22 protein-coding genes are annotated in these 23,377 nt (G+C 70.9%); 9 read left to right on the forward strand and 13 right to left on the reverse strand.

All coding sequences use genetic code 11. From position 1 onward, the window contains the following. Positions 1-153: 153 nt before the first annotated feature. Together BXA10_RS09255 and BXA10_RS09260 are read right to left on the reverse strand one after the other, a co-directional pair. Positions 154-816 (reverse strand): response regulator, encoded by a 663-nt coding sequence (locus tag BXA10_RS09255; RefSeq protein WP_076469757.1) that lies wholly within the window; start codon positions 814-816, stop codon positions 154-156. Beyond that, a complete protein-coding gene (locus tag BXA10_RS09260) occupies positions 813-1,943 on the reverse strand; it encodes a sensor histidine kinase (protein WP_076469759.1) in 1,131 nt (376 codons plus the stop codon). The genes BXA10_RS09255 and BXA10_RS09260 overlap by 4 nt, the downstream gene beginning before the upstream one ends. A 227-nt stretch (positions 1,944-2,170) precedes the next feature. Between BXA10_RS09260 and BXA10_RS09265 the strand changes: the two genes are divergently transcribed. After that, positions 2,171-2,623, forward strand: coding sequence for a DUF6223 family protein (locus tag BXA10_RS09265; RefSeq protein WP_076469761.1), 453 nt, complete (start codon positions 2,171-2,173; stop codon positions 2,621-2,623). A gap of 325 nt (positions 2,624-2,948) precedes the next feature. Continuing rightward, positions 2,949-3,143, forward strand: coding sequence for a hypothetical protein (locus BXA10_RS09270; RefSeq protein ID WP_076469763.1), 195 nt, complete (start codon positions 2,949-2,951; stop codon positions 3,141-3,143). 57 nt (positions 3,144-3,200) lie between these two features. Here the strand turns inward: BXA10_RS09270 and map are convergent, their stop codons facing one another. After that, positions 3,201-3,977 (reverse strand): type I methionyl aminopeptidase, encoded by a 777-nt coding sequence (gene map / locus BXA10_RS09275; RefSeq protein WP_076469765.1) that lies wholly within the window; start codon positions 3,975-3,977, stop codon positions 3,201-3,203. A gap of 68 nt (positions 3,978-4,045) precedes the next feature. Here map and BXA10_RS09280 point away from each other — a divergent pair, with 68 nt between their 5' ends. Next, positions 4,046-4,348 carry a helix-turn-helix transcriptional regulator gene (locus tag BXA10_RS09280; protein WP_076469767.1) on the forward strand — a complete coding sequence of 101 codons (303 nt, stop codon included), beginning with the start codon at positions 4,046-4,048 and terminating at the stop codon, positions 4,346-4,348. 16 nt (positions 4,349-4,364) lie between these two features. On the opposite strand, the gene BXA10_RS09285 is transcribed toward BXA10_RS09280, so the two are convergent. The 5 genes from BXA10_RS09285 to BXA10_RS09305 form a co-directional block, all read right to left on the reverse strand. Beyond that, on the reverse strand, positions 4,365-4,970 hold the full coding sequence (locus BXA10_RS09285) for a response regulator transcription factor (RefSeq protein WP_076469769.1): 606 nt from the start codon (positions 4,968-4,970) through the stop codon (positions 4,365-4,367). 4 nt (positions 4,971-4,974) lie between these two features. Next, positions 4,975-6,123, reverse strand: coding sequence for a sensor histidine kinase (locus BXA10_RS09290; RefSeq protein ID WP_076469965.1), 1,149 nt, complete (start codon positions 6,121-6,123; stop codon positions 4,975-4,977). A gap of 20 nt (positions 6,124-6,143) precedes the next feature. Continuing rightward, positions 6,144-6,875, reverse strand: coding sequence for an ABC transporter permease (locus tag BXA10_RS09295; RefSeq protein ID WP_076469771.1), 732 nt, complete (start codon positions 6,873-6,875; stop codon positions 6,144-6,146). Between the two features lies 1 nt (position 6,876). Further along, positions 6,877-7,767 (reverse strand): ABC transporter ATP-binding protein, encoded by an 891-nt coding sequence (locus BXA10_RS09300; protein WP_076469773.1) that lies wholly within the window; start codon positions 7,765-7,767, stop codon positions 6,877-6,879. A 242-nt stretch (positions 7,768-8,009) separates the two neighbouring features. Beyond that, complete coding sequence (locus BXA10_RS09305; RefSeq protein ID WP_076469775.1) at positions 8,010-9,356, reverse strand: AfsR/SARP family transcriptional regulator; 1,347 nt, start codon at positions 9,354-9,356, stop codon at positions 8,010-8,012. A gap of 176 nt (positions 9,357-9,532) precedes the next feature. On the opposite strand from BXA10_RS09305, the gene BXA10_RS09310 reads away from it, so the two are divergent. Beyond that, positions 9,533-10,063 (forward strand): hypothetical protein, encoded by a 531-nt coding sequence (locus BXA10_RS09310; RefSeq protein WP_076469776.1) that lies wholly within the window; start codon positions 9,533-9,535, stop codon positions 10,061-10,063. A gap of 110 nt (positions 10,064-10,173) precedes the next feature. Here BXA10_RS09310 and BXA10_RS09315 read toward each other — a convergent pair whose 3' ends face one another. Continuing rightward, positions 10,174-11,100: an LLM class F420-dependent oxidoreductase gene (locus BXA10_RS09315; protein ID WP_076469779.1), complete on the reverse strand. Its 927-nt coding sequence runs from the start codon at positions 11,098-11,100 to the stop codon at positions 10,174-10,176. 490 nt (positions 11,101-11,590) lie between these two features. Between BXA10_RS09315 and rph the strand changes: the two genes are divergently transcribed. Together rph and BXA10_RS09325 are read left to right on the forward strand one after the other, a co-directional pair. After that, complete coding sequence (gene rph / locus BXA10_RS09320) at positions 11,591-14,188, forward strand: rifamycin-inactivating phosphotransferase (RefSeq protein ID WP_076469781.1); 2,598 nt, start codon at positions 11,591-11,593, stop codon at positions 14,186-14,188. 132 nt (positions 14,189-14,320) lie between these two features. Then, positions 14,321-14,596, forward strand: a complete 276-nt coding sequence (locus BXA10_RS09325) for a hypothetical protein (RefSeq protein ID WP_076469783.1) — start codon at positions 14,321-14,323, stop codon at positions 14,594-14,596. A gap of 63 nt (positions 14,597-14,659) precedes the next feature. Here the strand turns inward: BXA10_RS09325 and BXA10_RS09330 are convergent, their stop codons facing one another. The 3 genes from BXA10_RS09330 to BXA10_RS09335 all read right to left on the reverse strand — a co-directional run bounded on the left by BXA10_RS09330 (position 14,660) and on the right by BXA10_RS09335 (position 19,426). Further along, positions 14,660-16,309, reverse strand: coding sequence for an ABC-F family ATP-binding cassette domain-containing protein (locus BXA10_RS09330; RefSeq protein ID WP_076469785.1), 1,650 nt, complete (start codon positions 16,307-16,309; stop codon positions 14,660-14,662). 239 nt (positions 16,310-16,548) lie between these two features. After that, complete coding sequence (locus tag BXA10_RS31395; protein ID WP_175649148.1) at positions 16,549-16,698, reverse strand: hypothetical protein; 150 nt, start codon at positions 16,696-16,698, stop codon at positions 16,549-16,551. A gap of 40 nt (positions 16,699-16,738) precedes the next feature. Beyond that, positions 16,739-19,426, reverse strand: a complete 2,688-nt coding sequence (locus tag BXA10_RS09335; RefSeq protein WP_076469787.1) for a M14 family zinc carboxypeptidase — start codon at positions 19,424-19,426, stop codon at positions 16,739-16,741. A 288-nt stretch (positions 19,427-19,714) separates the two neighbouring features. On the opposite strand from BXA10_RS09335, the gene BXA10_RS09340 reads away from it, so the two are divergent. From BXA10_RS09340 to BXA10_RS09350, 3 genes are all read left to right on the forward strand, one after another. Then, positions 19,715-21,004, forward strand: coding sequence for an aminotransferase-like domain-containing protein (locus BXA10_RS09340; protein WP_076469789.1), 1,290 nt, complete (start codon positions 19,715-19,717; stop codon positions 21,002-21,004). A 426-nt stretch (positions 21,005-21,430) separates the two neighbouring features. Further along, entirely contained in the window at positions 21,431-22,099 is a 669-nt protein-coding gene (locus BXA10_RS09345; protein ID WP_217696744.1) for an SDR family NAD(P)-dependent oxidoreductase, read from the forward strand. A 174-nt stretch (positions 22,100-22,273) separates the two neighbouring features. Then, the gene (locus BXA10_RS09350) at positions 22,274-22,639 is read left to right on the forward strand and encodes a YybH family protein (RefSeq protein WP_076469791.1); all 366 of its coding nucleotides are present in this window, start codon (positions 22,274-22,276) and stop codon (positions 22,637-22,639) included. 59 nt (positions 22,640-22,698) lie between these two features. On the opposite strand, the gene BXA10_RS09355 is transcribed toward BXA10_RS09350, so the two are convergent. After that, positions 22,699-23,367, reverse strand: coding sequence for a hypothetical protein (locus BXA10_RS09355; protein WP_076469793.1), 669 nt, complete (start codon positions 23,365-23,367; stop codon positions 22,699-22,701). Positions 23,368-23,377 lie beyond the last annotated feature (10 nt).

Here is a 23,377-nt window from a genome sequence, read left to right on the forward strand (position 1 = left end):
AGGGCCCCGGCCGGCCGGGGCCCCGTTCGTCGGAGCGGATCATGGTCAGTCTCTGGTGTGGGCCGGAGGGAGGATCCGGCGGGCGGCGGCTTGCGGCTGCCCCCGCCGGAGGATGGCCGGTTTCCGGGGCCACGACCCGCCTGCGGCTTGCCGTCACCGTTGGCGTGGGACCACCAGGCCGGATTCGTAGGCGAGGACCACGAGTTGGGCGCGGTCACGGGCGTGGAGCTTCATCATGGCCCGGTTGACATGGGTCTTGGCGGTCAGTGGGCTGATCACCATGCGTTCGGCGATCTGGTCGTTGGACAGGCCCTGCGCGAGGAGGGCAACTGTCTCGCGTTCGCGGTTGGTCAGCTCTTTCAGCCTCGTGTCGACACCCGTGTGGAGCGGCTCGGTGACGTACCGGTCGATCAGCTTTCGGGTGATCGACGGTGCGAGCAGGGCGTCGCCGCGCGCCGCGACGCGGATGGCGTGCAGAAAGTCTTCCGGCTGGATGTCCTTGACGAGGAATCCGGCAGCGCCGGCGCGCAGCGCGTGGAAGACGTGTTCGTCGAGGCCGTAGTTGGTCAGGATGACGACGTGCACCCCCGCCAGGGCCGGGTCCGCGGCTATGCGCCGGGTCGCCTCGATGCCGTCCATGACCGGCATCTGGATGTCGATGAGCGCGATGTCGGGCAGGTGTTCCTTCGCCAGTGCCAGGCCCTGCTCGCCGTCGGCGGCCTCGGCCACCACCTCGATGTCGTCCTCGACGTCCAACAGGGCACGGAAGCCGCTGCGCAGGAGCGGCTGATCGTCGACGAGCAGGACCCGGATCATGACGCTGGGCCGAAGGGCAGTTCGGCGTGGACGGTGAAGCCGCCCTCGTTGCGCGGCTCCGCGCGTAGGCGACCGCCGAGAGCGGTGACTCGTTCGCGCATCCCGAGCAGCCCGACGCCGGGCATCGGGGCGGTGTCCGGCATGGCCTTTCCGTCGTCATCGACGCGGATCGCGATGGCGTCCGGACGGTAGTCGACCCGGACCGACGCGCTAGCGGCGGCGGCGTGACGGGCGATGTTGGTGAGGGACTCCTGGACGACCCGGTAGGCGGTCCGGCCCACCGCTGCCGGTACGTCGTGTCGTCGTCCTTCGATCGTCAACGTCGCGTCCAGGCCGGTGGAACGGGCGCGCTCCACCAGTTCCGGAAGTTGGTCGAGCCCATGCGACGGCGCCTCGCCGTCGTCGCGCAGCGCCTCCAGGGTCGCTCGCAGCTCCCGGGTCGCCTCGCGGCCGGCGTCCCGGATCGCCAGGAGGGCCTCCGGCACCGGTTCACCCCGCTTGCGGGCGAGGTGGACGGCCACCTCGGCCTGCACCTTGATGATCGAGATCTGGTGGGTGAGCGAATCGTGCAACTCCCGCGCGATGTGCAACCGTTCCTCGTCGGCGCGTCGCCGCGCGGTCTCCTCCCTCGTACGCTCGGCTTCGTCCGCCCGCCGCTCGGCCTGCCGCAATGCTTCACCCGCCGCACCGGCGGCGACCAACCAGGCCAGTTCGAGGACGCCGCGGGCCCGGGCGAGCGCCTCGCCGACCGGCATGTCCGGTGGCAGGGCGAGCGCCGCGAGCGGGAGTGCGGCCAGCGTCATCACAGCCGCCACGACGGTGACGACGCGATGGCCCGCACGCACAGCGGCGTACACGGCGAACAGGAACGCGACGGCGGGCACCTCGAAGCCGACCGCCTGGTAGCCGACGGCGCACACGCCGGTGGCGGCCAGGACGGGGACCGGAGCCCGGCGGCGCGCGGCCAGCGCCAGGCCGCCGGCCACCAGCAGCACGTAGCCCAGTGGATCGACATCGGTGGCGGAACGGTTCTCGGACAGCCCGACGACCAACAGCACCGCCGCCACGCAGACGGCGATCGCCCAATCTCTGACACCGGCCCGAACCTCAGGCCGTCCTGTGCTCATGCGCGCACCTTAGCCGGATGTCGCGACGGGCGACTCCTGCTGGCGGACGAGCGGCCGGCTACCGCGAACGCAGTACCGGCGCGGCAGCTACGGCATCCGCAGCAGCCGGATGCGCCACCGGCGGCAGTGCGAACTGCATCCGCCTGCCGGACGACCGGCGGCCCGCTCGGCGACACGATCAGACGACACCCGGGCCTCAAAACGAGACGACGAAAGAGGAGAGAGTCATGAGCTCGTCAGGAATCCTGAGGTCGGTTCGACTGGTGCCTGCCGTCGCCGTAGCCGCGCTGCTCGGCGGCTTCGGGCTCGCCACACCGGCGGCCGCGCACGTGGCGGGGCAACCCGCCGCCGTCAGCGTCTACACCATGAGCGCCGGACGACTCGGGGCAATTGTCGCCGCCGTGCTGGGGCTTACCGGAGTTGTCGTCGGCGGGCTGGCTCTGGTCCGCCCCACCAGCCGTGTCGGCACCGGCAGCGGACGGCTCGGAGCGTCCATAGCCCTGGCGGCGGGGCTGGTCGGCGTCGCCCTCGGCGGTCTGGTCGTCGCCACCTCCGACAGCGGCATCGGCACCGGCAACGGACGTGCCGGGGCCTACGTGGCCCTGGTGGTGGGGCTGTTCGCCATGGTTGTCGGTGCGCTGGCGCTGGTCCGTTCCCGCCGTTACCGGATGGGCAGCTGACCGGCCTGGCGCGGTCAGTGCCCGTGTTGCGGCTCGTGCCTTCGCCGAGTAGGCCGACGGGGTGCGGCGAACTCGGCGAACGCCGCACGCGTGAGCCGGAGGGCGAGGGGCGTGGCAGGGCCGGATGCTGCCCGTGGCGGGTTGCCACGGGCAGCATCACCGTCGCGACGGCCGGCCGCGCTGGCAGGGCTGGGCTATGTTGCCGGCCATGGCTGGCGGTAGGGGACGTGGCCGGTCGGCGTCCGCATCGGACGCCGGGCGGGACGCCCGGGACCGGCGGGTACGGAGGCGGAAGAGATGGCCGCTCTGCGCACCCTTGTTGGCGGTGCCGTGCTCGGCCGGGCCGACGATGGTGTTCATCGGCGCCACGGGTACGCCACGAGCCGAGGTGATGGTGCCGCTGGTGGCCGGCACGGTGCTGGTCGCGTGGGGCATCTTCTACCTGACCCGCGTGCTGCCGATATCCAAGCAGGAGCTGATCGATGCCAGAAGGAACTGGTGGATCGTCCGCGCCGACTAGCCGCGCACTACCGGCTCGGGAAGCCGCCGCGAGCCCGGGACCAGCGTCAGCGCACGGTCACGCCTGCTTTGGCAGGGTGAGGATCTCGGCTCCGTCGTCGGTGATGGCGATGGTGTGCTCACTGTGCGCCGTCCGGCAGCCCGTCGCGCTTCGCAGCGTCCAGCCATCGGCATCGGTGACGAGCTCGGCGGTGTCCGCCATGATCCATGGCTCCAGTGCCAGCAGGAGCCCGGGGCGCAGCTTGTATCCGCGGCCGGGCCGGCCCTTGTTCGGGACGTGCGGGTCCTGGTGCATCGTCGATCCGACGCCGTGCCCGCCGAACTCGGTGTTGATCAGATAACCCGCCTCGCTGAGGACCGAGCCGATGGCGTGGGAGATGTCACCGAGGTGAGCTCCGGGGCCGGCCGCGGCTATCCCCGCGCTCAACGCGCGCTCGGTCGCGTCGATCAGCGCGACGCTCTCCGGGGACCGCACGTCGCCCACGATGAAGCTGATGGCGGAGTCGGCGACGACTCCGCCCTGGGAGACGGCGAGGTCGAGCGAGAGCAGGTCGCCGTCGGCGAGCGTGTAGTCGTACGGCCGCCCGTGGAGCACCGCGTCGTTGACCGACGTGCAGATGTAGTGACCGAACGGCCCGCGTCCGAAGGGCGGCTCGTAGTCGACGTAGCAGGACTGCGCCCCGGCCTCGATGATCATGCCCTTGGCCCACCGGTCGATGTCCAGGAGGTTGGTGCCGACCGTGCTGCGGCTCTTCAGGGTCTGCAGGATGCCGGCGACCAGGGCGCCGGTGTCCTTCGCGCGCGCCAGGTCGGTGGGGTCAAAGAGTTCGATCATGCGGCACCCTTAACTCGTACAGCCAATAAGTATCCCGGCCATATTATCCCGGTACTAGAATCGGAACCATGGTCAGGCTGCCACTCACTCCCGAAGAGGTCGAACGCGGGCAGCGCCTCGGCGCTCTCCTGCGTCGAGCCAGAGGGGAGCGTTCGATGCTCGTCACCGCGTTGGAGGCAGGTGTCTCGCCGGAGACCCTCCGGAAGATCGAGTCCGGTCGCGTGGCCACCCCTGCCTTCCCGACCATCGCTGCCATAGCCGACGTCCTCGGCCTCTCCCTCGATGCGGTGTGGTCGGAGATCAACCGGCCGGACGGCGGGGTCGCAATCGCCAGAACAGGTCGCGCCCTGGGTGCGCGGTTGGCCTCGTAGTCTCCCCGCAGCCGGTTCAGAGCCAGCCGTTCGCCCTGGCGCTGAGGGCCGCCTCGATCCGGTTACGGGTACCGGTCTTGCCGATCGCGGCCGACAGGTAGTTGCGTACCGTGCTCTCGGACAGGTGCAGGCGGGCGGCGATGTCGGCGATCGTGGCGCCGTCCGCGGCCGCCGCCAGTACGTGCCGCTCCCGGTCGGTGAGCGGGTTCGGGCCGGCTGACAGCGCCGCCGCCGCGAGCGTCGGGTCGATCACCCGCTCGCCGGCGAGCACTCGGCGCACGGCCACCGCGAGTTCCTCGACCGGCCCGTCCTTGACCAGGAAACCGGCCGCGCCGGCCTCCATCGCCCGGCGGAGGTAGCCGGGCCGGCCGAACGTGGTGAGGATCAGCACCCGGCACTGGGGCAGCTTCTTCCGCAGCGTCGCCGCGGTGTCCAGGCCGCTGCCGTCGGGCATCTCGATGTCCAACAGCGCCACGTCGGGTCGCAGCCTCAGGGCGGCCGCCACCGCCTCGGCGGTGGTTCCGGCCTCGGCCACCACCTCGATGTCCGGTTCGAGGTTCAACAGCAGGGCCAACGCGCCACGCATCATGCCCTGGTCCTCGGCGAGCAACAGCCGGATCATCCGGTCACCCCACGGCCTGTCGCGCGGGGACCCGGGCGGTGAGCAGCAGGCCGCCGTCGCGTGCGGGACCGACGTGCAGGGTCCCGCCCGCCTGCTCGAGCCGCTCGGTGAGGCCACGCAGGCCGTTGCCCGGCTGCGGCCGACCGCCCACCCCGTCGTCGCGGACGGTCAGCACCGCCCCGTGGGCGTCGGTGCTGACCTCGATGTCGCACCGCGAAGCCCGGCTGTGCCGCAGCACGTTCGTGACCCCCTCGCGGAGCACCCAGCGGAACGCGTCGTCGGCCTCGACGTCGAGCAGGTGCCCGCTCGCTCGTACCGTGACCATGATGCCGACGTCGGACAGGGCGTTGCGGGCGTTGTCCAGTTCCCGGTCGAAGCCGTGCTCGCGGTAGCCGGTTACCGCCTCGCGGACCTCGGCGAGCGCGGTGCGTCCGATCCGCTCGATCTCGGCCGCCTCGGCCGCGGCCCGGCCGGGATCCGCAGGGGCGAGCCGGCGCACCACCTCCGCCTTCACCACCACCAGCGACAGCGTGTGGCCGAGCAGGTCGTGCAGGTCCTTGGCGAACCGGAGCCGTTCCCGCTCCACCACCGTGCGGGCCAACTCCCGCTGGGTACGGCGAAGCTCGTCCACGAGACGGGCCACCCGGGCGAAGGCCAGTGTCATGGCACCCGCGAGCAGCGTGATCAGCGCCATCTGCGCGATGTCGTCCGCCGCCAGCCGTCGCGCTGCCCCGATCACCAGCACCGCGGCGACGCTGCCGCCGACCCAGCCGAACCCCCAGCTCGCCCGGATCAGCCCCACCGCGCCCGCGGAACACACGTACGTCAGCAGGGCCAGCCAGCCCGCCGGGTCACCGGCGTACGCGGCGGCGAGCCCGATCCCGAGCAGCGCGAGCAGGACCAACCCGGCGTGGTGCAGGGCCGGCCGGACGGGCAGGTCCGCCACGGGCACCGCCACCAGCGCGAGGTAGAGCAGTGCGAAGGCGGCCAACCCGACAGCTGCCACGGGCGCGTGGTGGATCTGTCCACGGGTGATCGCGGAGGCCGGTGGCAGGAGCAGCCAGAGCCACAACGTGTGGGCTGCCACGAGCATGAGCCCGCGACGTCGCCGGCTCCGGTCGACGGAGCTCGTGGCGTGCGTTGCACCGCGCATCAGGGTCACCCTAGCGACAGTCAACGGTGTGCGGTCGAGCGCCGATAGGCCCACGCCGCGAGGGTGGCGAAGAGGACGGTCCACACCGCCAGTACGCCGAGTCCGGACGGGGTCGGCGCGAGGCCGGCGACCGACCGCCAGCCGAGTTCGGCGTACCGGTAGGTCGGCAGGGCGTGCCCCAGGTGCCGCAGCGCGTCCGGGAAGTACGTCACTGGCACCAGCAGGCCACCGAGCACCGACAGGCCGAGGAAGGCCAGGAAGTTGACCGGTTGGGCGAGCTGCGGGGCGAGGCCGTAGCCGATGGCGAGGCCGAGCAGGGCGAACGGCACCGTACCGGCCCACATCAGCAGCAGCAGCGCGATCCACCGGCCGGCGCTCAGCTCGACGTGGTGCTGGAGCCGCCCGGTGATGCCCACCGCGATCACGGAAGGCACGCCGCTCAGCGTACTGACCAGGGCCTTCGCGGCGACCGCCTGCCAGGGTGGCAGCGGGGTGACGCGGAGTTGGGACAGCCAGCCCACCGCGCGTTCCTGGGAGACCAGGGAGCCCACCGAGAGCACGCCCGCCACGGCGCCGTACCCGGCCAGCCCGACCATGAGGGCGGCCGCAGCGTCCACACCCTCCAGTTGGTCACCGCCACCGGCCAACCCGGAGAAGATCAGGTACGTGACCACCGGGCCCAGAACGCTGAACAACGCGAGGCGGGGATCGCGGGCCAACCGGCGCAGCTCGAACCACAGGTAGGCACGCATCTCAGTGCTCCGTTCCGGCGGCCGTGAGGGTGAGGAAGGCGGTCTCCAGCCCGGCGGAGACCTCGAGGTTGCGGAAGCCGTGACCGGCGGCCAACGCCAGAACGGTGGCGTCGGCGTCGTCGGTGGTGAGCACCACCCGGTCGCCGCGGACCTGCACCGATCGGACACCGGGCAACAGCTCCAGGCCCTCCAGCCTCGCACCGGCGGCGTCGAAGGTGACGGTACGCCCACCGGCCAGGGCACGGATCTGCGCGGGTGGTCCGTCGGCGACCACCCGGCCTGCGGCGAGCACCACCACCCGGTCGGCGAACTCGTCCGCCTCAGGTAGCTGATGGGTGGTGAACACGACGGTACGGCCCTCGGCCGCGTACCGGTGGATGGCGGCCCAGAACGCCTGCCGGGCGGCGACGTCCATGGCTGCGGTCGGTTCGTCGAGGACCATCAGGTCCGGGGCACCGGACAACGCGAACGCGAACCGGGCGCGTTGCGCCTCGCCACCGGAGAGCTTGTCCAGCCGCCGGCCGGCCCGGTCCGCCAACCCGGCCATGGCGAGGATCCGGTCGGTGGCCAACGGTCGCGGGTACAGCGCCCGGGCCAGCTCGACCACCTCCCGGACGGTGGCGGTGGGCACCACCCCGGAGTCCTGGAGCATCGCGCCGACCCGGCCGGCCCGGACCGCCTCGGTGGGTGTCCGGCCGAACAGGGTCACCGTGCCCGCGTCGGGTTGGGTGAGGCCGAGCATCATCGAGATCGCGGTCGTCTTGCCCGCGCCGTTGGGTCCGAGCAGGGCGAGGGTGGTGCCCCGCGCGATGGCCAGGTCGAGGCCGTTGACGGCTCGAACCGATCCGAACCGTCGGGTGAGTCCGGTGAGGCGTACCACTATGTCATCCATGCCCGTCACGCTACGAACGCGCGACGGACGCCGGCAGAGTCGCCGGTACGCGGCTGGCCGGGACAAATGTCCTGGCCTGCGCCGTCAACCCGCCGACGCGCCCCCACCAGCCGAGAAGCAGACTGCGGTTCGTGTGGTGGCGGAACATGGCGACAGTGCCCTTGACGCGAGGATGTTAGTCACCGGCGCGGGCGCAGGCGGTGTCTCCCGGGCCTGTCCCGGGCCGCCTCTGGTCGAGGGCGTCAGCGGCAAGGGGCGTCGCCTTCGTTCCGGCCGCACGTCGCCAGGCTGCACCACCGGCGCATCCCGCTCTCGTCGAGGAACAACCACCCGCACCTCTCGTCCGGACAGACCCGGATGGTCGAGCGGCGGGGGTCACTGAGCAGCTCGGCGGCGCTCCAGGCGACGGCGTGCACCGGCAGCCGGAGCCCGGCGGCCAGGTCCGCCCTCCAGCGTCCGCGGCCGTCGGCGTCGCGCCGAAACACGAGTGTTCTCGCGGCGGCCTCCGCGTGCCGGGCCACCGCGTCGAACGCCGATCGGTCGTCGGGATCGGTGAGGCAGGCGTAGAGCCGAGTGCGCAGCGCGCGGGCGTTCTCGAGCTCCACGGCGGCGATGTCGGGCTCGCGCCGAGCGAGTTCGATCAGCCGGCTGACCGTGACGTCATCGGCCAGCCCCAGGTGCCCCGTCCACACCGCCAGCGTGCGGTACGCACGGAGCCACTCCGAGCCGGGCAGCGGCGGGTGGTGTCCCCAGCCGGCGAAGGTGTTGCAGAACTCCAGCGCCGGGTGGCCACCGACGCTCCACGGGAGGCTCTCCTCATGAACTCGGACCTCGTACACCGGTCGGTTCGGCCGGTCGAGGCGATGGTCGTCGCGCAGGATCCGCCGGTGTACCTCCCGCAGACGCATGCCGGGCTCGACGCCCAACTCCTCGATCAGCTTCTGCCGGGTCACCCGGTACAGCGCCAGCGCCTCTGCCTGCCGCCCGCCCCGGTACAGCGCGGTCATCAAGGTACCGACCAGTTCTTCGCGGGTCGGGTGTCGGGCAACCAGTGGCGTCAACTCGTTGATCACCTCACGGTGGCGATCGAGGACCAGCTGCGCCTCGGCCCGCAGTTCGAGGCTGGTGAGCCGGAGCTCCTCGATCGGGCCGTACAGCCGGTCACGCAGCTCCCCGTCGGCTGTGTCGGCGAGCAGCGGGCCCCGCCAGAGCGCCAATGCCCGGTCGAGCAGACCTACCCGCTGCGCCGGGTCGGCGGTGCCGCTCGCCTTGTGTGCGAGCCGGCTGAACTCCTCGACGTCGACGTGGTGCCCGCGCTCGATCAGGTATCCGTCCCCACCGGTGCGGATCTGCACCCCGTACGGCGCCAGCGACGCGCGGAGCCGTCCGATGTAGGTGTGCACTGCGCCGCGCGCTGACGCGGGCGGGCGCCCGTGCCACAGCAGGTCGATGAGGCGGTCGGTGGTGACCAGATGCCCCAGATCGAGCAGGAGGACGGCGAGGATGCAACGCTCCTGCCGCCGGCTGCCGAGCTCGACACGCTGGCCGTCCTGGCACGCCTCGAACGGTCCGAGTAGTCGGAACTCCATGGCGGCGGCACCTCCTCCGCGCCCACGTCGGGTGGTCGAGCCCGGTAAGCCGTTGGTGAGTGATCGTACGGAGGCAGCGGCGAGCGGACGGCTCAGGCGGCGGCGCACGGTCAGGATGTGGTCAGCGAAGCCAATGACGCTGATCAGGTCCGATCGCCGAACAGCGTGGAGTAAGCATGATCAGGAAATTGGTCCTCGGATTGATCTCGGCTACGGCTGTGGTCGGCGTGAGCCTCTCCGGCTCCGTGCCCGCCGTCGCGGACGGCCCCGGACATGGAGGCTGGGTGCCGGCACCGCAAGAGGCGTTCGAACAGCCGGCCGGAGCGCGGTGCGACTTCGCCGTCCGCGTCCAGCCCGTCGTGGACGAGGTCCGCAAGCTGGTGCTGGCGGAGTACCCGGACGGCTCACCTCGGCGGGAGTTGTACACCGGCAGGCTCGTCGACGAGGTGACCAACCTCGACACCGGGGCCGTCACGAGGGTGGACGCGAGCGGCACATCGCTCGTCGAATACGCCCCGGACGGCTCGATGACCTGGTACGTGACCGGGCCCGTACTGCTCGGCTTCCGCGAGAACGCCGGCTCCCTGCCGCGTGGCATCTGGATCGTCGACGGCGTGTACGTCGTCGAGTTCGACCCGACCTACGTTTACAAGACCATCACGCTGGTGCACGGCAGCACCCACAACGTCTGCACCGACGTGGACTAGAAGTCCTGGTCGCGGCGAGCCGAGAGCCACGAGATCAGCTACTCGATGGCAGGCCTGGTCGGGCCGGCGCATACCGCACGGATGCGCCGGCCCGGCCCCGGGCAGGACGTCTAGCGCGAGAGCAGCAGCGGGGCCAGGGTGCGCAGCTGCGGCAGCAGCTCCTCCGGCCCGTCCACGAGCGGCTGGACGCAGACGTGGTCCGCACCGGCGGTGTGGTGCGCCCGGACCCGCTCCGCCACCGTCTCCGGGTCGCCCCACGGCACGAGGGCGTCGACCAGGGCATCGCTACCCGCGCCGGACAAGTCGGCCTCGGCCCAGCCCAGCTCCCTCAGGTTGTTCACGTAGTTGGGCAGGGTCAGGTATCGCGAGGTGTACCGCCGAGCCTTCTCCCGGGCCGACTCGGGATCGGTGTCCAGCACCACGGCCTGCTCCGGTGCCAGCACCGGCTCCGGGCCGAGGATCTCGCGGGCGCGCGCGGTGTGCTCCGGCGTCACGAAGTACGGGTGCGCGCCCGCGCTGCGCCGCGCCGCCAGCTCCAGCATCCCCGAACGCAGTGCGGCCAGCACCCGCGGGGCCCGCTGCGGCAGCGGCGCGTCGTACTCGGTCTCGTCCATCGCGTCGAGGTAGGAGCGCATCGCCGCGAGCGGCCGCCCGTAGTCGTGGCCGCGCGGCGAGACCAGCGGCGCGTGACTCACCCCGAGGCCGAGCAGGAGCCGCCCGTCGTACGCCTCGGCCAGCGCGCTCGCGCCGTTCGCGGCGGCGGTGGCGTCACGGACCCAGATGTTGGCGATGCCGGTGGCCACCACCATGCGCCGGGTGGCGCCGAGCAGGATCGCCGAGTGGACGAGCGCCTCCTTGTTCCTCGCCGTCTCCCCCACCCAGAGCGCGCCGTAACCCAGCTCCTCCACCTCGGCCGCCACCGTGCGGCCGAACTCGGCCGACTGCCCGCCGAGGACCCCCGTCCAGACCCCGATCGGACCAATCCGCCGCTTCACCTGGGCCGGGTCGACGTCACCGGGCCGCTGTTGCTGAGCCATGGCATCTCCTTGCGCAACACAGACGATCGCCACCCCGACGCTATCTCGCCGGACGACAGGCTCACGGCGTGATCGCCGGGGTGGTGGGTTCCCGCCGTCCCCGCCGCTCGATCTCCGTCCGCGTCTGACACCCGGCTCGCCGGCCTGTTCTGACGTTAGGCCAGCAGGCCCGCCGCGTCACCAGTTGCGCCGTCGGCAACCACTCCTGCGGGCGGCAGCGGCACGCTCCGGCGGTCGAGGATGCCCGGCGGGCGGACGACAAATAGAAAAGGCAAGGAGATCGGACTCCTTGCCACTTCTAACGTATAGCGCACCGGGGGGCTTGCGGCAAGACCCGGGTCCTGCCGCAGAATCGGCGGCCGGACCAGCGCCGACGAACTAACGCGGGGCACGACGTGGGTGTTTGTCGACGTACGGGAGACGCGGCGACCTTGAACCGTTGACCAGTTCGGCGGGTGCGGTTGCGGGCGCTTGACGCGGAGGTGTCGCAGTGAACGAGCAGTACGTCCTGGATCTTCAAGAGGTCGACGAGACACAGATGGCGGTCGTCGGCGGTAAGGCCGCGCACCTGGGCGGGCTGTCGCGGATCGAAGGCATCCGCGTACCGGCCGGGTTCTGCGTGACGACGACCGCCTTCCGGCAGATCATGGCGGAGGTCCCGTCCATCGGCGACCGGCTCGATCATCTGTCGCGCCTGCACCCGGACGACCGGGAGGCGATCCGCACACTCAGCGCGGAGATCCGCCGAACCATCGAAGGGGCCGCCATCCCGGACGGTATGGCGGCGGCGATCACCCGGGCGCTCGCCCGTCTCGGCGAGCGAGCCGCCTACGCCGTGCGCTCCAGCGCGACGGCAGAGGACCTGCCGACCGCCTCCTTCGCGGGCCAGCAGGACACGTACCTCAACGTCGTGGGGCCGGCGGCGATCCTCCGGCACGTCAGCCGCTGCTGGGCGTCGCTGTTCACCGAGCGGGCCGTGACCTACCGCCTGCGCAACGGCATCGGCCACCGGAACGTCGACATGGCCGTGTTCGTGCAGCGGATGGTCTTCCCGGACGCGGCCGGCATCCTGTTCACAGCCGACCCGGTCACGGGTAACCGGAAGGTCGCCACCGTGGACGCCAGCTTCGGCCTCGGCGAGGCCTTGGTCTCCGGCCTGGTGACCCCGGACGTCTTCAAGGTGCGCGATGGCGAGGTCATCGCCAAGGCGGTCGCCGCCAAGAAGCGTGCCGTTCACACCCTGCCGGACGGCGGGACGGCGGAAGTGGCGATCGACCCGCAGCGGCAGGAGCAACCGGCGTTGACGGATGCGCAGGTCGTACGGCTCGTGCAGCTCGGACGGCGGATCGAAGCGCAGTTCGGACGCCCGCAGGACATCGAATGGTGCCTGGTCGACGACGACTTCCAGATCGTGCAGAGCCGACCGATCACCACGCTGTTCCCCGTACCGGAGACCGATGACCGGGAAAATCACGTCTACCTCTCCGTCGGTCATCAGCAGATGATGACCGACCCCATGAAGCCGCTGGGGCTCTCCATGTGGAAGCTGACGGCGATGGCACCGATGCACGAGGCCGGCGGGAGGCTGTTCGTCGACGCCACCCGGCACCTGGCCTCGCCCGCGGGACGTGCCGGCTTCCTGGAGATGGCGGGGCGGGGCGATCCGCTGACCAGGGACGCGCTGGAGACCGTCCTCGACCGCCACGACTTCGTACCCACGCTCCCGGAGGCTCCCGGCAGGCCACCGGTCGGCGCCGCTCCCACCTCGATCGCGACCGATCCGGTGATCGTCACCGAGTTGATCGAGCGCAGCCAGGCCTCCATCGCCGCGCTGCGGCGCGACATCCGGACGAAGACCGGGCCGGCGTTGTTCGACTTCCTGCTCGAGGCCTTCCAGGAACACAAGCGGGTACTCAGTGATCCGTTGAGCATGCAGGCGATCATGGCGGGGATGGAGGCCACCTGGTGGCTCAACGACCGGCTGCAGGAATGGCTGGGTGAGCGGAACGCGGCCGACACCCTCACGCTGTCCGCCCCCGGCAACATCACGTCGGAGATGGGACTGGCGCTGCTCGACGTCGCGGACGTGATCCGCCCCCACCCGGAGGTGGTGGCGTTCCTCCTGCAGAGCGTCGAGGACGACGGCTTCCTGGATGAGCTGCCGAAGTTCGCAGGCGGATCCGAGGCGCGCGACGCCATCGAGGCCTACCTCGACCGGTACGGCATGCGCTGCGTCGGCGAGATCGACATCACGAGGCCGCGGTGGAGCGAGCGACCCAGCACCCTCGTCCCCCTGATCCTCGACAACATCAAGCTCTTCGAGCCGGGCGCCGCCGCGCGGCGCTTCGAGCAAGGGCGGCAGGAGGCACAGAAGAAGGAACAGGACGTACTCGCACGCTTGCGGGCCCTGCCGGACGGCAAGCAGAAGGCCGACGAGACCAAGCGGATGATCGACCGGGTCCGGACCTTCATCGGCTACCGCGAGTACCCGAAGTACGGCATCGTCAGCCGCTACTTCGTCTACAAGCAGGCCCTGTTGGAAGAGGCCGAGCGCCTGGTGCGGACCGGCGTGCTCACCGAGAAGGAGGACGTCTTCTACCTCACGTTCCAGGAGCTCCACGACGTCGTGCGCTCGAACAGGGCAGATGAGAAGCTCATCCAGCAGCGCAAGGACGCGTTCCGGTCGTACCAATCGCTCACGCCGCCGCGGGTGCTGACCTCGGATGGCGAGGCCATCACCGGGGCGTACCGGCGCGACGACGTGCCGACCGGCGCCCTGATCGGCATACCGGTCTCCGCCGGGACGGTCGAAGGACGCGCCCGCGTCATCCTGGACATGGCCCAGGCCGCCCTCGAACCGGGCGACATCCTCGTCACGGCCCACACGGACCCGAGCTGGACGCCCCTCTTCGTCGGCATCGCAGGCCTGGTGACCGAGGTCGGCGGAGCGATGACCCACGGCGCGGTGATCGCACGGGAGTACGGCCTGCCGGCTGTCGTCGGCGTGCTGGACGCCACCCGGCTGATTCCCGATGGACAGCGGATCCGCGTGCACGGAAGCGACGGGTACGTCGAGCTCCTGCCTTGACGGTCCACTCACCAGGGAGGCCCCCGGCAGGTCGCCGCGTGCCGGTGGTCCTCGGTGAGGAGGAGGGCCACCACGGCGAGGAGTGGTCCGGAGGACCGGCGGGATCGACGTTATCCCGGTAGCGTCGGTCGCATGTGGGTGGTGATCGGCGAGCAGCGCGGCCTGTCGGCGGATGCCGGAGAGCGGCGGGCCCAGTTCGAGCACATGGCGGAGGTGACCCGCCAGAGTCCGGGCTTCGTCCGGGGCTGGTGGGGAGCGGACGACACCGATCCTGAGGTGATGCACGTTCTGGTGATGCTGGACTCCCTGGGAAACGCTCAGGCGTTGAAGCAGATGGTGGAGCGGAACGTCTCGGGTGTGCGCTTGCGGATCATGGAGGTCGGCGTCGAGGTCCCCGAAGCGGGCTGATCCACACCGGGGCCGAGACTCGCGCGCCCGGTGTGGGCCCGTTTCCGTTTTGCGTCCGATCCCCTAGCTCGCCCTCCGGCCCACGACCGCAGCGTCGGTCAGCGTGATCTCCCGTCCCGGCCACCGGGACCGCAGCCGCCGATCATGGCTGGCGAGGACGATCGCGCCCGGCCCTGAACCCAGCGCGTCCTCCAACTCGTCGCAGAGCCGCGGCGAGAGGTGATTCGTCGGCTCGTCCAACAGCAGCAGCTCCGGCGGGTCGGCGACGAGCATCGCCAGCGCGAGCCGGCGACGCTGGCCGACGGAGAGCGCCGACACCGGCCGGTCGAGGTCGGCGGACGCCAGCAGCCCGAGCGAGGAGAGCGGCACCGCCTCGGCGCGTTCCGGCCCGACGGTCGCTGTGAACAGCTCGCGCGCGGACCGGTGGGAGTCCTCGAAGAGGGTGTCCTGAGTCAGCAGGCCGACGCGAAGCCCCGGCCGCCGCCGGACGGCCCCGTCGACGACCAGACCCCCGGCCAGGACCGCGAGGAGGGTCGATTTGCCCGCGCCGTTCGGCCCGCTGACCAGTAGGCGGTCGGTGGCCGTGACGTCGAGCCGGTCGAGCCGGAGCCGGCCGGGCACGACTGCCCGCCGTACCGCGACCACGATCTCGTCACCGCCGCCGGCGGCCAGGACGGGCGCGTGGAGACGCAGCGGTTCAGGTGGCGCGGCGACCTGGTGACGTTCGAGCGTCTCGAGCCGGCGAGTGGCATCCCGGACCCGGCGGGAGATCTGGTTCTGCACGCGGCCCGCGGTGTGCCCGTACCCCATCTTCTCGTTGTCGCGAGGAGCGCGGTCATGGGCGACCCGGTGCCCGGTCACCGCTGCGGCCAGGCGAAGCTCGGCGAGTTGCTGCTGCTCCTCGTCGTAGCGGCGGCGCCAGCGTTCGGCCTCGGCGTGCTTCATCGCCAGGTACGCCGTGTAGTTGCCGCCGAAGCGGACCGGGCCCTCCACCGCCGGATCCAGGTCGATCAGGTCGGTACAGACCACGTCGAGGAACGCCCGGTCGTGCGTGGCCACCACCAGCACACCGGGGATCGCGCGCAGATGCTCCTCGCAGAAGGCCGCCGCCGCGTCGTCGAGATGGTTGGTGGGCTCGTCGAGCAGCAACGCCGCCGGCCGGCGGATCAGCAGCGCGGCCAGCGCCAGCCGGCCCCGTTGACCTCCGGAGAGGGTGGCCAGCGTCCGGTCGTGCGGGATCCCGTCGAGTCCGAGCCCGGCGAGCACCGTGAGGGCACGGCGGTCGGCGTCCCAGGCGTCGCGGTCCTGCGCCCGCTCCAGCGTCTCGCCGTACCGGGCCAGCAGCTGGGCGTGTTCCTCGGTGTCCTCGGGCGCGGACGCCAACGCGTCGCCGAGCCGGTCCAGGGCGGCGAGGTCCTCGCGGGCTTCACGCGTCGCGTCCTCCAGGACCGTGGCGACGGTCTCGGTAGGGGTGAAGGGTAGTTCCTGGTGGAGGAAGCCGAGATCCGGCGGGCGGGTGACGGTGCCGCCGTCCGGTTCGTCCAGGCCGGCCAGGATTCGCAGCAGGGTGGTCTTGCCGGTGCCGTTCTCGCCGATGAGCCCGATCCGATGCCCGGGCGCGGCGGCCAGGGAGATCCCGTCGAGCACGCGACGCGTGCCCCGGATGCGGATGAGGTCATGGGCGATCAGCGCGGGTCGCTGCCCGTGAGACATGGAGATCCTCGGAGAAGGTGAGATCCGGGCGCGCGTACGCACCCGTTCGGGGCAGGGCATGACGACGGTGGCCGCGTCGACGGCGTGATCACGCGCGTCGGCGGCCGATCCGGGCTCTCACCCGGAGATGTCGTCGTCACCTGCCACGTCTGCTCCCATCTCCGGCGACTCGCGAAAGGATAGCCCAGCGCCCGGCACGTGGCTCCCGCGAAGCGGGTCGGATCCGACATCCGTGCCGATCACGCACATCGGGCGTAGGTGATGCTCGGCCCCGCTGAGTCCAGCAGTGCCCGCGCCTCCCCGGCCGGCAGCCCTTCGACGCGCAGCTCCGGCAGGCCCGGGCGTTCGCCGATGCCGCGGCTACCCGCGACGATGCTCCGGGTGGTCACCGTGCTCGGTGACCACCCGGAGCCGACCGGCGTCCGACGATCAGCGCTTGAGGAGCGCGCCGTCGGGGCTGAACTGCGGCCGTAGTTGCTGGACCGCGGTCGCGTCCACCTCGGCGGCCGGGCCGTGGTAGATCGCGTTGTAGAGCAGGTTGTACTGAGCCCGGGGCAACGTACGGAAGGTGATCTCGCTGCCGTACGTCACGACCTGGCCCTTGCCGACGTCGAAGGACGCGACGTTGGTGGTGCCCCGGATGTGCTCGGCGCCGCGCAGGTAGCCGCTGGCCAGGATCTCACCCTCGGCGGGGTAGTTCGAAACCACCTCGCCGGAGTCGTCGGTGAGCTCCCACGCCTGGGTGTCGTAGAGCCAGACCGGCCAGGACTCGGGCATGCCCCAGGCGACCGGGTTGTCCGGGTCGAACTCCTGGTTGAGCAGGCTGCCGCCGGTGACGAACTCGTCGTCGTCGTTGGGCAGCGCCGGCTTCATCGGCAGGTCGAGCAGCTGCTGGGCGGTCTGCACCGAGTCGCCGATGGCCAGCAGCGTGCCGCCCTTGCGGACGAACTGCTGGAGCATGCGCCAGCCCTTCTCCCCCACCCCGTAGGCCCAGGAGTACGCCTCGTCGTACTGCGCCGGGTCCAGGCCCTCGACGATGTCGTCCCGGGACACCCCGGACGAGACGACGATCGTGTCGTACAGCTCGTTCAGGGACTTGCGCTGGAAGTCCTGGGCGGAGACCACGTCGTAGTTGATGCCGTACTGGTCGAACTGCCACATGTCCCAGCCGCCGGGCATGTTCCCGACGCCGCGCAGCAACCCGACCCTGGTCTTCGGCTTGAGTTGCACCCCGGCGACCTTGGGGGTCCGGTCCACGGCGGTGACCTGGAGTCCGACCTTGGCCGACGCGGTCGCCAGCACGTTACGGGCCTGCGGGGTGGCCGGGACGATGTAGGTGCCGGCGGGGTAGTCGACGCCCTTCGCGCTGAATCCCTTGCCGCCACGGAAGGTCGGGATGTTGGCGTCCTGCAAGGCCGAGACGATCTGGATGGTCCCGTACGACTCGGGGCGGACCAGGTACGCGCCCTTGGCGCTCGGCGCGGGTGGCATCGTCACCTGCGGCGGTTGGACCGAGGTCACCCGCTCCAGCTGCGCGTCGAACGGAGTGCGGACCTCGGCGACGTCGACGCCGAGCTGCAACGGCAGGCTGGTCGTCGCCTCCGCGTACGGCAGCAGCACCGGACATTCACCGCAGTCACGGACCTCCGGGTACCGGTCGGTACCGAGGACCTGGTGTGCCCAGTTGCCGCGCGGCTGGTGCATCTTGATGACGTACGACCCGGCGTCGTAACGCTTTCCGTCGGCGACGAACGCCGTCTTCGCGCGGTCGATCTCGACCTCCGTCCACTCCAGGCGCTGGAGCATCTCGAAGGTCGCGTACGTGTCGCGCTGCTCGGCGTCGACGACGAACGCGAAGGTGCCCGACGGCACGCCCTTGGTCAGGTACTCGTGCGGCACCGCGTACAGGTTGTCGTAGAGCAGCTTCTCGCCGTTGCTCGCGGTGTACTCCATGCCCGCGTAGGTGGCGATCTTCGCGTAGTCGACGATGTCCGCCAGGGTCCAGGTGTCGGAGCGATACGGCTCGATCAGGTTCATCCGGGCCTGCTGCGGACCGAGCGGGCGACCGTCCTGCGACTTCTGCGGGTACGCGTAGTCCGTCACCGAGGCGATCTCGGTGAGGTAGACACCCGCGCCGGTGAACGGGAAGTACCCGACGGGCTGCTCCAGGGTCCAGAAGATGTGGTAGTCGAGGCTGCCGACTCCGGTCTTGCCGGCCGCGGCGAACGCCCGGGCGGCGTGCTGCCCGATCGCCGACACCGAGGCGCTCATGTTCGCCGGGACGTTCTCGCTGGTGATGCCGCCATAGGGCGGGACGAAGATCCGGCTGCCCGAGTTCCCCTTCTGGTGCATGATGTGCACGATCGCCGGGCGGTACTTCTTCTCCAGTTCGAGCCGGTACCGCGCCTCGACCTGGGTGAACATCGTCCAGTCCCGGTTGTCGTCGTGGCCGGTGTATTTGTGGTACAGGTCCGGGTAGGTCCGCCGGTAGTCGGTACCGGCGGTCCGGTTGAAGTGGTCGATGATCAGTTGCTGCCCGTCGGGGTTCTGCGACGGCACCAGGACGACGACCGAGTTGTTCAGGACGTTCCGGGTGAAGTCCGAGTCCTCGGTGGCGAGGCGGTGGACGATGTCGTTGATCGCCTGCCCGTTGCCCACCTCACTGGAGTGGATCGTCGCCTCCAGGTGGTAGAACGGCACCCCCTCCGCGGCCAGCCGGCGGGCCTCCTCGGGTGTGGTGCCACGTGGATCAGCCAGTTTCTGGTTGATTTCCACCAGGCGATCCAGGCGGCGCAGATTCTTCGGCGCGCTGATGATGACGGTCCCGTATTCGTTGCCCATCGTCGTCGGACCGACGGTCTGGTAGTCGACGCGGTCCGACCGTTCTGCAATCAGTTTCATGTACTTGAGCACGTCGGAATATGAGGCGAGTTTCCCCTCCGTGCCCATCTTGAAGCCGAAGTGCTGTTCGGGGGTAGGGATGCTGGCGGCCCGGGCGGCCGCGGCGCGCGTCAGGTCGGGGCCGGCGCTGGCGACCGGGGCGGTCGCGGTGGCTCCTACCAGCGCGAGCAGGGCGACGCAGGCGCCGTACAGCAAGGGTGGACGGGTTTTGAGCATCGGCGAACCTTCCGACTCGACATTAGCCATAGTCGATCGACTGTGGCTGAACCGTAGCGAGGTACACCGGCCCGCACAGTTGCTCCGCTGTTCGCGTTTGTTCGCTTTTCCGCCGCCCGGAAAGCTCAAGAATGCCTCAACATGGTTGCCGCGGGTTCAGCCCACGCGGTATCAAAAGTCATGATCACCGAGGTGTCGCAACCGAGGTTGACCGAAACGCTCGACGGAGTCACCAGGGAGGTTCCCACGCGGCGACCACAACGTCTGCACGCCAGCACACTCGCATTGATGTTCACCGACAGATCCGCCCGCGGGATCGCCGACCGCCTCGGTGACCTCATCCACTCCGGGGAGATCGCCCAGGGCCTGCGCCTGCCCACCGTGCGCGCGCTCGCCGCCGCCCTGCACGTCGGCCCCACGACCATCGCCTCCGCCTGGGCCCAGCTGCGTCAGCGCGGGCTGATCCACTCCGATCGGCGGCGCGGCAGCTTCGTACGCGGCCCCGGAGCGCTGGCGGGCCGGCGGTTCGCCAGCCTGCCACCCTCACCACCGGTCCGGCTCGACCTCTCGACGGCCTATCCCGACCCGGCCCTGCTGCCCGACCTGTCCGGCCCGATGGCTGTGGCCGTCGCCGGTGCGCACTGGCGGACGTACCCGGACGACACGGTGGACGTCCACCTGGCGGCCGTGCTGCACGCGACGTGGCCCTTCGAGGCCGAGGACTTCACCGTCACCAGCGGCGCCCAGGACGCCGTCCACCGGGTCGCCGGTGTCGTCCTGCAGCCCCACGACCGGGTGCTCGTCGAGGAGTTCGCCGCCGCCTCGCTGCTCGACATCGTGGAGGACCACCGGGCCCAGGCGGTACCGGTGCGCTGCGACGACGAGGGCCCACTGCCGGAGGCGCTCAAAGCAGCCCTGGCCACCCGGCCCGGGATGCTGCTGTTGCAGACCCGGATGGCCAGCCCGTACGGCCACGCGCTGTCGCGCCGCCGAGCCCGGGCGCTGACGCCGCTGCTCGCCGGTCACGACATCGTCATCGTGGAACAGGACATCGTGCACGAACTCGCCCCGACCCCCGACGTGTCGCTCGGTGAGTTCCTGCCCGAGCAGACCCTTCTCGTCCGCAGCTGGAACAAGTCGCACGGCCCCCACCTGCGGGTCGGGGCCCTGGCCGGGATCGGGCGGGTCGTCTCGCGGGTACGGGCACGGCAGAAGGCCACCGGTGGCTGGCCGTCGGTGCTGACCCAGCGCGCGCTGGCACAGATGCTCACCGACCCGCGGACCCGGGAGACGATTCGCCGGGCCGGGGCCACCTACCACCACCGCCGCCAGCAGATGGTCCAGGCGCTGCGGGAGCATGGTCTGACGCCCACCGGGGTCGCCGGGCTCTCCGTCTGGGTGCCCGTGCGCGACGCCGCGACCGCGATCCGGTCGCTGGCCGCCGACGGAATCGGCATCGCCTCGGGCGCGCCGTTCAGTGTGCACGGCGACGGGCGGTCGCACGTCCGGATCGCCACCACGCTTCGGCACGACGAGCACCGGCGGATCGCCCGCGTCCTCGCCGACGCGCACCGGTAACGGTCTGACACCGGCCACTCCTCGCCAGGCAAGGAACGAGAGCGCCAGCCGGTCCGGGCCGGTGATTCCACCCCATCGGCTCGGGCGCCCGACCACGGCCCGGCCGCTGAACCGGCCGGGCAGCGAGCCGTCGTAAGCCTTTCCCCTGGTTCCGCGGCCACCGCCCCCAGCACCACGTACCGTCCCAGGTAGCAGAGCCGGACCTGGTCAGGTGCCATCGCCGGCCGAGCGGAGGAGGCTGCCCCGCGCCGCGGCGCCGGTGCCGCAGGTACGGGACGTCGGACGATCGCCCGATCGGCCCGTCCCGACCGGGAGGTACGAGGAGCGCCATGGGAACGCTCGACGGGAAGGTGGTGCTGATCACCGGCACCGGCGGCGGGATGGGCCGCACCGCGGCGCTGGTCTTCGCGCGGGAAAGGCGCGACCGTGGTCGGGTGCGACATCTACCCCGCCGGCAACGACGAGACGGTCGAACTCGTCCGCAGCGCCGGCGGTGAGATGACGGGTATCGCGCCGGTCGATCTCACCGACCCGGAGCAGGCACGCCAGTTCGTCGAGGACGCCGGGGCCGCCTACGCCGGGTTCGACGTGGTCTACAACAACGCGGCCTCGCAACGCTTCGGCCCGATGCCCGACTTCTCCGTGGCGGACTGGCGGGCGACCATAGCCGGCGAACTCGACATCCCCTTCTTCGTGTCGAAGTTCGCGTGGCCGCACCTGGTGCGCCGCGGCGGTGGCGTCATCATCAACGTGGCGTCCATGGCCGGCATGATCGCCGGAGAGTTCCCCCCGATGATCGGGCACTGCGCGGCGAACGCCGGCGTCATCGGCATGACGCGGCAACTCGCGCTGGAGGGCGCGCCCGTGGGGATCCGCGCGGTGGCGATCAGCCCCGGGCCGGTGCTGACGCCGGCCAGTGACCGCGACCTCGGCGACGACCAGGCGGCCCGGGACGCGATCACCCGCAAGACGATCCTCAAGCGCTTCGCCCAACCCGAGGAGGTCGTCGAACTGGCGGCGTTCCTCGCCTCCGACCGGGCGTCCTTCCTGACCGGTTCCAACTTCCCGGCCGAGGGCGGCGCCACCGCCTGGTAGCACGCCGGGGTGGTTCAGGCAGGTGCGGCAGGTTGGCCCGGTTGGTCAGATGCCGGCGCCGGCGTCGGGCGTGGTCCCTGCGGGGCAACTCGTTGGAGAGGCAGCGTCGAGCGAAGTCCGACGAGCCCGAGCCTCGCCCTGACTGCCGGCACCGCGCCCGCAGAGGAGACCTTCATGACCAGCACCGATGCCGAGATCGTTCGAAATGTCATGGACCAGTGGCGGTCCGCCGTCAACGCCCACGACCCTGATCGTGTCGCGTCGAACTTCGCCGACGACGCGATCTTCCAAGGCCTGCGCCCGTACAGCGTCGGCCCGGCCGGCGTTGCCGCGTACTACGAGGCCGCGACGGTCGGTATGACCGCCGCGTACGAGGTCCGCGAGACCCGGCGACTCGCTGACGATGTCGTCCTCGGCTACCTGAGTGTGGACTTCGCCTTTCCCGAGCGGCCGACGCTGTCCGTCAACCTGGGCGTGATCGTGCGCCGGATCGGCGATCGCTGGCTCATCAACCACTACCAGGTATCGCGGCTCGGATGATCCGGACGGCTTGCCCGCCGCCGGCGGGGTGCGATCGGCCGGTCACACACTGAGGTGGTTCATTCACGAGCTGGCAGACCGCTCAGCCGCCACACCCCGGATGCGACGTCGTAGGCCGCGCTGCGATCGACGCGCGCCGGGATCGGCTGACCAAGCCGCCACGGTTCCGGCGTCGCACACAGATCAACGGCCACCGACTCCCGCGACGTGATGCCGAGCATGCCGATCCAGTGCCGGCTCTGCTCCAACAAGCTCTCCAGGGCCTCTACGCCGGGCTCCGACACTTCCACCGGCGAGGCGTCAACCAGTGCCGAGCCGACCAGCAAGGCCAAGAGGCGGCCCATGATCATCGCGGGCAACGACCGGTCCGTCGACTCGACAACGACGTAACAGTCGTCGTGCCCGGAGAAGAACAGACGCGAGCCGCCAAGAGCGGGCAGGACCGGCTCATCGCGCGTGGCCGTTCCGATGGCGAGGACGATCTCGTCCAGACGCTTGGCGGTCAACCTGCCCGCCACGTCGATCAGTGTCAGCTCGTACGGATACCAGTCGCCCAGAAACCGGGGCAGGTCGTCGCGGCGGATCGCCAGGGCCTCCTCGCTGAGGCCGACGACGCCAGACGCCAGTACACCGAGGTCATGAACCTCGTAGTCGACGCCGAAACCGTCGGCGCTGGGCGGCTCCCTGTCGGTCGAGGCACTCGCTGCGCACGGCGGCTGTCGCCGCACGCCACCCGTT

This window comes from Micromonospora avicenniae, from assembly GCF_900156065.1.
In the GTDB taxonomy this organism is placed as follows: Bacteria; Actinomycetota; Actinomycetes; order Mycobacteriales; family Micromonosporaceae; genus Micromonospora; species Micromonospora avicenniae.